At 34.2% G+C, this 11,283-nt stretch carries 12 protein-coding genes and 1 pseudogene; 12 read left to right on the top strand and 1 reads right to left on the bottom strand.

Going from position 1 to position 11,283, the window contains the following annotated elements; translation table 11 throughout:
- Positions 1-464 precede the first annotated feature (464 nt).
- From H280_RS0115060 to H280_RS0115015, 11 genes and pseudogenes are all read left to right on the top strand, one after another.
- Positions 465-1,745 (top strand): L-cysteine desulfidase family protein, encoded by a 1,281-nt coding sequence (locus tag H280_RS0115060; protein ID WP_020061968.1) that lies wholly within the window; start codon positions 465-467, stop codon positions 1,743-1,745.
- A gap of 271 nt (positions 1,746-2,016) precedes the next feature.
- The gene (locus tag H280_RS26520; RefSeq protein ID WP_331271152.1) at positions 2,017-2,181 is read left to right on the top strand and encodes a DUF5680 domain-containing protein; all 165 of its coding nucleotides are present in this window, start codon (positions 2,017-2,019) and stop codon (positions 2,179-2,181) included.
- A gap of 182 nt (positions 2,182-2,363) precedes the next feature.
- Positions 2,364-3,383, top strand: coding sequence for a zinc-binding alcohol dehydrogenase family protein (locus tag H280_RS0115055; protein ID WP_020061967.1), 1,020 nt, complete (start codon positions 2,364-2,366; stop codon positions 3,381-3,383).
- 257 nt (positions 3,384-3,640) lie between these two features.
- Positions 3,641-4,369, top strand: coding sequence for a GntR family transcriptional regulator (locus H280_RS0115050; RefSeq protein ID WP_020061966.1), 729 nt, complete (start codon positions 3,641-3,643; stop codon positions 4,367-4,369).
- Positions 4,350-4,982, top strand: coding sequence for a sterol desaturase family protein (locus H280_RS0115045; protein WP_020061965.1), 633 nt, complete (start codon positions 4,350-4,352; stop codon positions 4,980-4,982). Before H280_RS0115050 ends, H280_RS0115045 begins: the two co-directional genes overlap by 20 nt.
- Before the next feature lie 330 nt (positions 4,983-5,312).
- Positions 5,313-5,873 (top strand): hypothetical protein, encoded by a 561-nt coding sequence (locus H280_RS0115040; protein WP_020061964.1) that lies wholly within the window; start codon positions 5,313-5,315, stop codon positions 5,871-5,873.
- A 145-nt stretch (positions 5,874-6,018) separates the two neighbouring features.
- Positions 6,019-7,032: an aminoglycoside phosphotransferase family protein gene (locus H280_RS0115035; protein WP_020061963.1), complete on the top strand. Its 1,014-nt coding sequence runs from the start codon at positions 6,019-6,021 to the stop codon at positions 7,030-7,032.
- A gap of 83 nt (positions 7,033-7,115) precedes the next feature.
- On the top strand, positions 7,116-7,787 hold the full coding sequence (locus H280_RS0115030) for an HAD family hydrolase (protein ID WP_020061962.1): 672 nt from the start codon (positions 7,116-7,118) through the stop codon (positions 7,785-7,787).
- 62 nt (positions 7,788-7,849) lie between these two features.
- The gene (locus tag H280_RS0115025; protein ID WP_020061961.1) at positions 7,850-8,356 is read left to right on the top strand and encodes a GNAT family N-acetyltransferase; all 507 of its coding nucleotides are present in this window, start codon (positions 7,850-7,852) and stop codon (positions 8,354-8,356) included.
- Between the two features lie 230 nt (positions 8,357-8,586).
- Positions 8,587-8,808: pseudogene (locus tag H280_RS0115020) on the top strand (Mur ligase family protein); the annotation flags it as partial.
- Between the two features lie 41 nt (positions 8,809-8,849).
- Complete coding sequence (locus tag H280_RS0115015; RefSeq protein ID WP_028411250.1) at positions 8,850-9,395, top strand: GNAT family N-acetyltransferase; 546 nt, start codon at positions 8,850-8,852, stop codon at positions 9,393-9,395.
- 59 nt (positions 9,396-9,454) lie between these two features.
- On the opposite strand, the gene H280_RS23685 is transcribed toward H280_RS0115015, so the two are convergent.
- Positions 9,455-9,919, bottom strand: a complete 465-nt coding sequence (locus H280_RS23685) for a hypothetical protein (RefSeq protein ID WP_020061958.1) — start codon at positions 9,917-9,919, stop codon at positions 9,455-9,457.
- A gap of 479 nt (positions 9,920-10,398) precedes the next feature.
- Here H280_RS23685 and H280_RS0115005 point away from each other — a divergent pair, with 479 nt between their 5' ends.
- On the top strand, positions 10,399-10,974 hold the full coding sequence (locus H280_RS0115005) for a redoxin domain-containing protein (RefSeq protein WP_020061956.1): 576 nt from the start codon (positions 10,399-10,401) through the stop codon (positions 10,972-10,974).
- Positions 10,975-11,283: the final 309 nt, after the last annotated feature.

The raw sequence follows: 11,283 nt of genomic DNA, 5'->3' as shown, positions 1-11,283 counted from the left end.
CAAGCTTTTCCATTCATTTGTCGCAGCACTAATCAAATAAGAAATAACAGTAGAAACCGTGCATTTTCGGGCTGTCTCGGTGTGGTTGAACTCCGTTAAAATCGCCTGGAGCTCTGCTTCTGAAAGAAAGTTTTGAATCAATGTGTGGGACGTGGTATTCTTGTTCATGAGAGATTCCTCGTTTCGTCAATGTTGGTGTGGTAACTTACATTGTACAAGAGGAATCTCTCTTTTTGTATTCATTTTTTGGTAGAATTTAGATAATCAACAGACGTGTTATCATGATAATTTATTATTATTGTAATTTCATACTATAGGAGTAATGAAGGATGAAGATGTTAAAAACATCTGAGCCAACTATATACCGTTTTTTATAGAAGATTGAAGATGAAAACAGTTGATTTTTTGTGAAAACTTGCTCATTATTTCACATGGCGGGCAGTTGAAAGATAGGGGGACAATTTGTGAACAAGAATAGTATGTTACGTGTGTTAGAGAAAGAATTAGTTGTAGCTTTAGGGTGTACAGAGCCAGTGTCGATTGCGTTAGCCGCAGCTACTGCAAGAGATTATATAAAGGGCGACATACAGTCAATTGAAGTACTTGCAAGTACAAATGTCATTAAAAATGCAATGGCGGTTGGTATACCAGGAATGAAGGCTACCGGAATTGACTTTGTTGCTGCTTTAGGGGTGTTAGCAGGAGATAGCAAAAAAGGTTTAGAGGTGTTAGCTGGAGTCTCGGAAGAAGATGAAAAACAAGCAATCTCTTTAGTAAAAGCGGGGAAAGTGTCTGTAGAATTAGCAGATACGTCTAAAAAGCTATACATTGAAGTGAAGGTTACGACAGGCGAGGGATATGCAAGAGCTATTATTCAGGATAATCACACATTTATCGCATTAGTAGAAGCGAATGGGGAGCTTGTTTATAAGAATGGATGTGGAAATACACACTTTGCCACTTCTGAAGAAGAACGTGATGAACTAACGATTCCAGAAATATATGAATTTGTTACGACTGTAGATGTAAAGGAATTGACATTTGTAAAAAAGAGTATTGAACTGAATCGTAATGTTGCACTAGATGGTTTGTCGAATGAATATGGCTTACAAGTTGGAAAAACATTAAAAGCAAATGTATTGAAAGGAATTCTATCAGATGATTTAACAACTCATGCGATGGCATTAGCAGCTGCTGGTTCAGATGCACGTATGGCCGGTTCAACAATGCCAGTAATGGCTAACTCAGGAAGTGGTAATCAAGGGATTGCCGTAACGATGCCTGTAGTAGCCGCAGGTGAGAAATTAAATGCTTCGGAAGAAGAGCTAATTCGTGCTGTTACGTTAAGTCATTTATTAGCGATTTATATTAAAAATCAGTTTGGGCGTTTGTCTGCACTTTGCGGTGTAACAGTTGCTGGTGCAAGTGCATCGGCTGCTATTACGCATTTATTGGGCGGGGATATTGAAAAGATAAAGTATGCAATCCAAAATACACTTGGAAATGTGGCAGGAATGATTTGTGACGGAGCAAAAGCAGGATGTGCAATGAAAGTAGCAACTTGTTCAAGTGCAGCCGTACAATCTGCACTGTTAGCCTCACAAGGAATGTGTATCTCTGCTACAGATGGATTCATCGAGGCAGATGTTGATAAAACAATTGAGAACTTTTGCCGATTAGGAAATGAAGGTTCACCGAATATGGATAAGATCATGCTAGAGATGATGATAAATAAAAGAAAATAGGTAACTACTCAGTTACTGTATGAAAAAAAGGCAAGAAAGCATTTTTTAAATGGTCGAGAGGGACTGGCGATGCATAGGAGCGGTCAGGGTCTTTTATTGCCACGTGCAAGGTTTGAAAACAAAAGTAGACAATACGTGCAGATTCCGCCCTGTTTGCATGACAGCAGTCTATATGCCAAAACATGAATTTATAAGTAATAGAGAGACACATCTTCACTAGAATCATACCCTTTTCTAAATTTTTAAAACGTATAGCTGAGTCGTTACGAAAATGGTAGGGATGTATCACCGTGGTCCTAATTATTATGAACTAGGTAATTGTATCTTCAAAAATGAGTATGAAGGTACTATTGATTGTTTTCATGGCAAGGAAATGATTCTCATGGACGGTCAACAAGTATATGAATTGCGGTACAGTGGCGGGATAGTTCGGTAATCATAACTTTACATAGGAACAATGAAACTGCTTTATATTCCTTATAATGATGTCGGTCTATAGTAATACTAATAGTAACACTGGTGATACTATGCGACATAAATGTGTCTTCTTACATGATTTGATTTTGCAATTTATAATGTAAGGAGAAGTTCAATTTTTAGTAAGCGGAGGCAATGAACATGAAAGCAGTTGGTTTATTAGAATATTTACCTATCGAAAATGAGAACAGTTTAATTGATATTGAATTACCACGTCCAGTACCGACAGGAAGGGATATACTCGTAAAAATCCATGCTATTTCAGTTAATCCGGTTGATACAAAAGTTCGAGCACCAAAAGACAAGAAAGAAGAAGAGTATAAAATACTCGGATGGGATGCGAGCGGTGTTGTTGTAGAAGTTGGAGAAGATTGTACTTTGTTTCAACCAGGAGATGAAGTATTTTATGCAGGAAGTATTATTAGACCAGGTACATATAGTGAATATCATCTAGTGGATGAGAGAATTGTTGGAGTAAAACCGAAGAATTTGACTCATGCGCAATCAGCTGCTGTTCCATTAACTGCGATTACAGCGTGGGAAGGAATGTTTGAACGCTTAGCAATTGACATTAACAATAAGGAAAAGAATAAACAGAAAAATATTTTAATCATCGGTGGTGCAGGTGGTGTAGGTTCTATTGCCATCCAATTAGCAAAATGGGCTGGTTTAAGCGTTATAACAACTGCTTCTCGAAAGGAAACGAGAGAGTGGGTGGAAAGTTTAGGTGCTGATTATGTTATCAATCACCATGAATCATTTAAAGAACAGTTATCACAAATGAAAATAGAAGAAGTTGATTATATTTTCTGTTTAAATAATACAGATCAACACTGGAATGGAATGGCAGAAGTAATTAAACCACAAGGAAAAATTTGTTCAATTGTAGAAAATGAAAAACCGCTAGAGTTAGGGTTATTAAAAAGTAAAAGTGCTGCATTTGTTTGGGAATTCATGTTTACAAGAGCTATGTACCAGACTGAAGATATGATTAATCAGCATCTCTTGTTAAATCAAGTTAGTGAGTTACTTGATCAAAAAGTGCTTAAGACGACTGTAAACAAGACGTTATCACCGATTCATGCGACTAATATTAGAAAAGCGCATGAGATGATTGAAACAGGAAGTATGATTGGAAAGATTGTATTAGAAACGTTTTAAACGCATATAAGTGAATACTGAAGAGAGTGACTTATGAAGAATGGGGCTGTATGTACTGCAGCTCTATTTTTATAAATATCTTAACAACACATTTAAGCAATCATTTTCCATCCTACTAAGTAGTTTACAGGCTTGTTCAATAATTCTATTATAAAAATTTGCTCCTTTTTATTGACAGAAAATTCAAACTCATTATATAATTTTTGGTATTACCAATGTCTTTAACATGTGTTACCATAAAAAAAGGGGACGATGGCTTGAAAGAAAAGGAACGCTCCTCAGATAAAATTGAGAATGAATTAATTAGATCCATATTGGCTGGTGTTTATTCTGTAGGAAGTACTTTACCACCGGAAAGAGAGCTTGCGAAAGAATTTGGTGTTGGTCGCCCAACTATTCGGGAGGCGCTTCAACGTTTAGGAAGGAGTGGATGGATAACAGGGAGAAAAGGAATGCCAGCAATTATTAATGATTATTGGAGCAATGGGAATCTAACGACACTTATTAATATTGTTGAGAATCATCATACCATTACAGATGAATTTATTATGTACTTATTTGAATTTAGAATTTCGTTGACTCCGACTTATATTCGTGATGCTGTTACGTTTAATCAACCTAAAGTGGTTGCTCTCCTTGCCAATCTTGAGCAGCTTGAAGATAGTGCAGAAAGCTATGCAGCATTTGATTGGGATTTGCAAAAAAGGTGTGCTGGGCTTGCTGCCAATCCGATCTTTCTACTCATTTTAAATAGCTTTGATTCCATTTATGTAGATATGGCAAAAAGATATTTTTCTGTAAAAGATCATCGTGAGTTGTCCTTTAACTATTATTATGATTTATTAAAAGCTGCATTAAAGGGAGATGCAATTGAAGCGGAAAGATTGTGTAAAACAACAATGGAGAAAAGCTTGGCTCTCTGGAAAGATAGAAAGAAAAAAATAAAGAATGCTGGAGGCGTGATAAATGAAACTAAAATATTTTAAAGAATATTTTTCCTACCCTGATATATTAATCATGAGCTGTCTTTTCCTCATTAGCTTTGGATTTATGATTTTACATTTAATCTCTATCGGAATTTGGGGTGCTTTTGTTTTGGGAATGATTATGTATTCCTTAGCTGAGTACGCTACTCACAGGTTTATTTTTCATCTAAAGCCACCAAAGAATGCATTTTTATTAAAAATGCTTAAGCGCCTACATTATGACCACCATACAAATCCAAATGAATTACATTTATTATTTTTACCCTTATGGTATAGTGTGCCAAACATTGCAATTGCAGGAGCAATTTTTTATTTTCTTTCATCCAGCTTTGTCATGACAAACGCATTTATTGCAGGTATTATGCTCTTTTTATTATTTTATGAGTGGAAGCATTATATCGCGCATCGCCCTCTTCAACCAATATCACCATGGGGGCGATGGATGAAAAAGGTTCATCTATGGCATCACTTCAAAAATGAAAATTACTGGTATGGTGTTACGAATCCAGCCTATGATTTTCTCATGGGCACCTTTAAAGACCAAAAAGATGTTGCCCAAAGTAAAACTGCTAAACATCTAGAAAAACGTGGTGACCAGAAAATAGAATTATAAAAAATAGTCCATTGTGATCACCCTGGAAACGTCGAATGGATTTTGCAACTTCGGCATTTTTTAGGGATTAACAGGATTTTTTTTCCTGTTGGGTAGTAAGCATGGTAATATATTGCATAAGTGTAGCTTTATAAGTTATCAAGACCTAAAATAAAGGGACATAACATATTAGTCATATAAAATATGTTATGTCCTTTTTTCTCTAACGTACTCTTCTGTTAACTTAATAAAATACCCATTAATTTTTCTCCAAAATTGTTCTAATGAACGTAGTTTCCTCTTCTGCATATCGACTCAAATCCAAACCTTTATATCAAAGGAGGGAATCGTATGTATATTGTGTTCGGGGTTGGACTTTTAAGTGTAGTTCTTATCTTTTTATTAGCAGGAAAAATTACTCCAAATTCAGTGATGATGGTAAGTTTTCAAGGAAAACAATTTAAAAATTTCCTTTTAGGATTAACAGCAATTGGTGTTCTTTGTACTGCTTACGGTATATATCATAAAATAACATATAAACTTCCCTATATGGATATTACGGTAAGTAATGAGAAATATACTGTCTTTGGAAACATTGGGGAGTTAGGTTATTATTCTGATGAATTGATTCAAAAAGGAAAAGAGACGCACATGTATATAACACTTTGGGAAAATATTCGCTTAGCGGATGCTCAAATGGTGATCACTTATCCAGCTGGAAAAGTGGAAGTTTGGAAACCGAAAATGTCTTTGCTTACGGATACAACGAAACAAGACGTGAAAAAGAAGTTTAAAATTAAAGAAATTTATGAACTGTCTCCTTACACGTTCAAAGAATCGGGGAATGTAAAAGTAACTTTGAAAAATGGAGCGGATACGATTGGGAGCATGTCAGTGAAAGTGAAAGAATGATTTTCACATGAATGGTGAGTACATTCTGTTTTTCTGGATAGCCTCTATTCATAAAGATGGTGGCTTTTAAAATGGATGGGGAATAATTTTCCTTTTATGGTATTGTATATACAAGAGCTTATTCGATAAAAGGGTGGGTGAGAAAATGACTGATTCACAATATAGATTGGAGTTTAAGGATTTGTGTCAAATATCTCAACTTGGTGAATTATTGAATGCCCCCGAATCTATTTCTGGTGGGCTTTTACATAGGATGTATATAGTTGATACCACGAAAGGAAAGTATGCAATAAAACTTTTAAATCCTCAAATAATGCTTAGACCAACCGCAATACGAAACTATATCAATTCAGAAAAAGTTGCCAATTTCTTGTTTAATAGCATTCCAAATCTCCCGGCAAAAATAATTAATGGAGATGTCTTACAAAAAGTAGACAGTCAATTTTATCTTGTGTTTGATTGGATAGAGGGTGAAAGTCTGAAACCTTATGAAATCAATAATATTCATTGCGAAAAAATAGGTGCAATTCTTGCAAAAATACATCAAACTGATTTTTCAGAGTTAAGTATAACAAATGATGAATGTAATAAAGGACAATCAATTAATTGGAATTATTATTTGCAAAAAGGTAATGAGAATAGTTCAGAATGGGTGAAGTTACTCCTTGAAAATCTTGATGATCTTAATGAATGGAATTCGATGACGATTTGTGCATCTGAATCGCTTTCATCAAATATGGTTATTAGTCATAGAGATTTAGATTCTAAGAATGTTATGTGGAACCAATACAATCCAGTCCTTATTGATTGGGAATCAGCTGGTTATATAAATCCAATGCGAGACTTAATTGAAACGGCAATTTATTGGTCTGAAAATGGAAAAGGGGACATTGACAAACAGAAATTTTTCTCTTTTATAAGTGGATATAAAAAGAGCTATGGAGAACTGCAAGCAGACTGGAGAATAGTATTAGCAAATGGTTTTTTAGGAAAATTAGGATGGCTTGAATACAGTTTAAAACGTTCTTTATGGATTGAATGTACAGACGAAGAAGAACAGCAGTTGGGGACTATTCAAGTAACAGAAACAATACATGAGATTAGGCACTATGCAGATACAATTCTTAAATTATTGAGTTGGTTAAATCATGAGTTGTAGATTAAGATTCTTCAATAAATAATGGAGAATATAAAGCATACAACTTTAAATAATCGAAAAATTCAGGAATAAGGAGAGGCTATATGATTAAAGCTGTTATTTTCGATTTAGATGGAACTCTATTAGACAGGGATCAATCTCTTAAACTCTTTATTAGAGACCAATATAAAAGATACATCAATGAATTTAAGGATGTGCCTGAAGAACAATATGTAACTAGGTTCATTGAATTAGATAATAAGGGATATGTTTGGAAAGACAAAGTATACGAGCAATTACTCAAAGAATATGCTATTTCCAGTTTAACTTGGGAGCAGTTATTAGAGGATTACATAAAGAATTTTCAACATCATTGTACGCCATTCCCTCATATGGAGAACGTTTTACAGGAGCTTAAAAAAAGAGGGTTCTTATTAGGTATGATTACAAATGGATTTACTGAATTTCAATTACTGAATATTCGTGCTCTTGGGATTGAGAAGTATATGGATACCATATTAGTATCGGAGCAAGAAGGAATGAAAAAACCACAAGCTGAAATTTTCCTAAGAGCATTAGAAAGATTAGGTGTCAAACCCGAAGAAAGTATTTACATAGGAGATCACCCGGAGAATGATGTAATCGGGGCTAGGAATGTAGGCATGTATGCAATATGGAAGAAGGACACATTTTTGGGACAGTCTTTTGCAGATGAGCATGTTATTGAGGATTTACAAGAGTTGTTGTTAAAGGTTAATACATTCCAAGAAGTTTAATAAAGCAAAGGATACAGAGAAAAAAACGCTAAATTAAACAAAGTCGTATAGGGGAGATTAAATTGTTCATAAGAGAGGCAACAGAAAGTGATGCAGCGGAAATTTTATGTATTCGAAAGAGCATTATTTCTCAAAATAAGTTTTTTATTCCTATAATTGAAGAGTTTCATGTTGATATTGAAGCGCAGAGAGAGAAAACCATTACAAACAGTCAGCAAGGCGGCGTAACATTTGTTGCAGAAGATGGTGAACGGATTGTTGGTTTTCTAGTGTTTACAAGAAATTCTATGAAATGCTTAAATCATACTGGCTTATTTGGAATGGGAATTTTAGAAGACTATCGTAATCAAGGTGTAGGAACAAAACTGCTTTCACAATTAATAGACTGGGCAAAAACACAAAAAGATATAGAAAAAATTTGTTTAGGTGTTTTCTCAACAAATGAAAGAGCAATAAAAGTATATGAAAAAAATGGTTTTAAAGAAGAAGGAAGAGAGAAACGGCAGATTAAATTTGAGGATGGACGATATGCGGATAATGTTCTGATGGCGTTGCATATACAGCAATAACTTAATGATAAAATTCCGAAATATATTTGATTTTATATATTATTTACGATTCAGACAGTTACGATTCTAAAATTTGTTGTTCCATTATAAAGTATTTCATACTGAGTATCTTTGATCTAGCTAGATTTCTTTACTATTATTTGCTTAATTTAATTAAATAAATTAGTAGGCGGAATAGTGGAAATAATTATAAATGGAGAGTGGCTATTTTGATTCAAAGAAAATTGCTCGAAATAGAACAAATGGTAATTGGTGTTACAGGAAGTAATGGAAAGACAACAACAAAGGATTTAATTAACTCGGTACTCGATACAACATACAAAGTTCATAAAACGAAGGGGAATTTGAATAGCCAGATTGGTTTACCGTTAACAATCTTAGAGATTGAGGAGGATTGTGAAATAGCAGTATTAGAGATGGGGATGAGTGAACACAGGAAAATTCAACGTTTGTAACGCTAATTTCTTAAAACAATTCGAAAGGAAGAGTCTTAATTATGTTCCCAATTCTAGAAACAAAACGTCTGCGTTTAATTGAGATAAATCATACATATAGCTCAAAAATATATGATATTTTTTCAATTGAAGAGGTGACACGTTATTATGGTATGAATTGTTTTACAAAGATGGAACAGGCTGTTCGAATGATTGATTCTTTCGCAAAAAACTTTCAAGAAAAACGTGCGATTCGCTGGGGAATCGTTGTAAAGGAAACTGGAGATTTTGTCGGTACAGTAGGATTCAATAATTTACAACTGTGGAGTAAACGAGCTGAAATTGGTTACGATATTCACCCAGCCTTTTGGAGAAAAGGGTATGCATCTGAAGCGGTAAAAGAAGTGTTAGCATATGGTTTTCAGGAGCTAGATCTATTTCGCATTGGAGCAATTACATATCCTGAAAATGAGGCATCTTCTTATTTATTATTAAAACTAGGGTTTCAGAAAGAAGGATTGTTGAGAGGTTATATTTATCAAAATCAGCATTCAAACGATGCTTTTGTTTATTCAATTTTGAAGACGGATTGGGAGAATAGATGATATATAACAAATCATTCTTTGAAAATGTAGAATAGTAAGCAATTAAAATAGAATAATTTTTATTTCTTTTTCTTTTCTATCCAATTAATGAACAGGTACTGCATACTCAATTCAATTACCATTAAGAACAAATGAAATGAGTAACGATAGACAAGAAAAAGGTATAATGCGCTAAATGGGACACTTAAGAAAATACTGCCGTATTTATTTTTAGTGAAGAAGTAAATAGCCGCTCCGCAAATCATACCGATTAATAATGATTCCATGGCTATAAATAGAATGGAGTCTCTGTAGTAGAAGTCTAGTATGTAAGTAAATTGTCCTGGAAAGTTTGCATAAAAAATCCAAAGTAAGATAATCCATATATTCAAAGCAACAATGAAATCTTTTCCAAAATGTATTGTTATAAATGCTTGCCAATTACGATGTTGTATACCCCTTACACTTCTTATTAAGAGGAAAATAAGAGCAAAGAATCCAGTCCAAGTAATGATTATTTGTGTAATCTCTGAAATGGTAATCACTCCTTTAATATTGCCTAACTTTAAACGAACAAACAAGAGGTTGTAGAATAAAATACAATATCATGACGGTTGCTTTTATTAGAAAAGGAAATGAGATTTTTAAAATAAAAAAATATACGAGAATAGCAAAAAATGAATATATGAATAAAGAGAATTTCGTAATGAATAGTTCTTCCTTACAGTTCTTGCAAACGAGCTTATGATAATTATTTTTTAGAAATAACTGTTTATTACTAAATGTAGCATTACAGTTTGGACACTTTTTCATTAGAAAGCCTCTTTTCATTTTATGAATTTTGCAGGGAATCTTATACTTTTAATATACAATTAACTAACAGAAAACTCCTGCATTTTCAAGAGAATATGCTTTTCTTCTCATAGAGAATATTTCCATCTTTCTCTGTATAAGCTAAAATAAAGTAAAACTTTCTTTTTTTGAGAATCTAGGGGCAAAAGATAAAAAGTAAGGAATGATGGATATGTGGAGGAAAATAGCAATTGTTGTTGTGTTATTAGGTTTAGCTGGTTATGCAATCTATCAGCAGTTTGGGAAAGAGAAAGTAGAAGTAGCAGATAATCAAGAGCAAAGTACAGTGGATGAAAAAGAAGTAATTGCGCAAAATGGCATTGAAATCGGAAAAGTCGCACCTGATTTTGAATTGTCCAAGCTTGACGGTACTAAGGTAAAGCTTTCTGATTTAAAGGGTAAGAAAGTCATTTTGAACTTTTGGGCAACATGGTGTGGTCCGTGTCAAAGAGAAATGTCAGATATGCAGGAGTTTTACAATCAGTATCAAAAGGATGTAGAAATATTAGCAGTGAATTATACAGCGTCAGAGGGATCTGAGGGGCAAGAGAAGGTTCGGAAATTTGCAGAGGAGAAAGGTGTTACGTTTCCAATTCTTCTTGATACAGATATAAAGGTAACAACTACTTATAAAGTCATTACGATTCCAACGTCATATTTTGTTGATACAAAAGGTGTGATCCAAGATAAATTTATTGGACCGATGACGGTGCAGGAAATGGAGAAAAGAGTTGCGGACTTAAAGTAAAAGATGAGAGTGGGAATGGCATGTGTACCATTCCTATTTTCTATTTAAAAGCTATATAGGTTTAAAAAACCTACTTTTTTTGGTGGATGAGAGCATCTGGCCGTACATATATCGATGCAAATTGAAAAACTAACATAAAAACCCTTTTCTTTTTCGGTGGGCGAGAGCAACTGGCCATGCATAGAAGCGGTCAGGGCCTATTGCTGCCACATGCGATGTTTTAAAACAAAGGGAGCAAGCGAGTACAGGTCGTGTTGCACTCTGCATAATAGCTACTTATATGTCGGAAAATTAAAATGGATTTATATA

The sequence above is a fragment of the Bacillus sp. 123MFChir2 genome (assembly GCF_000383235.1).
Classification (GTDB): Bacteria; Bacillota; Bacilli; order Bacillales; family Bacillaceae_G; genus Bacillus_A.
The sequence above is the reverse complement of the archived record's forward strand: the minus strand, read 5'-3'. Positions and strand labels throughout refer to the sequence as shown.

Coding starts and splice junctions, on each gene's coding strand:
- H280_RS26520 (WP_331271152.1), top strand. CDS start 2,017: ATGGTAGGGATGTATCACCGTGGTCCTAATTATTATGAACTAGGTAAT.
- H280_RS0115055 (WP_020061967.1), top strand. CDS start 2,364: ATGAAAGCAGTTGGTTTATTAGAATATTTACCTATCGAAAATGAGAAC.
- H280_RS0115045 (WP_020061965.1), top strand. CDS start 4,350: ATGAAACTAAAATATTTTAAAGAATATTTTTCCTACCCTGATATATTA.
- H280_RS0115040 (WP_020061964.1), top strand. CDS start 5,313: ATGTATATTGTGTTCGGGGTTGGACTTTTAAGTGTAGTTCTTATCTTT.
- H280_RS0115035 (WP_020061963.1), top strand. CDS start 6,019: ATGACTGATTCACAATATAGATTGGAGTTTAAGGATTTGTGTCAAATA.
- H280_RS0115030 (WP_020061962.1), top strand. CDS start 7,116: ATGATTAAAGCTGTTATTTTCGATTTAGATGGAACTCTATTAGACAGG.
- H280_RS0115005 (WP_020061956.1), top strand. CDS start 10,399: ATGTGGAGGAAAATAGCAATTGTTGTTGTGTTATTAGGTTTAGCTGGT.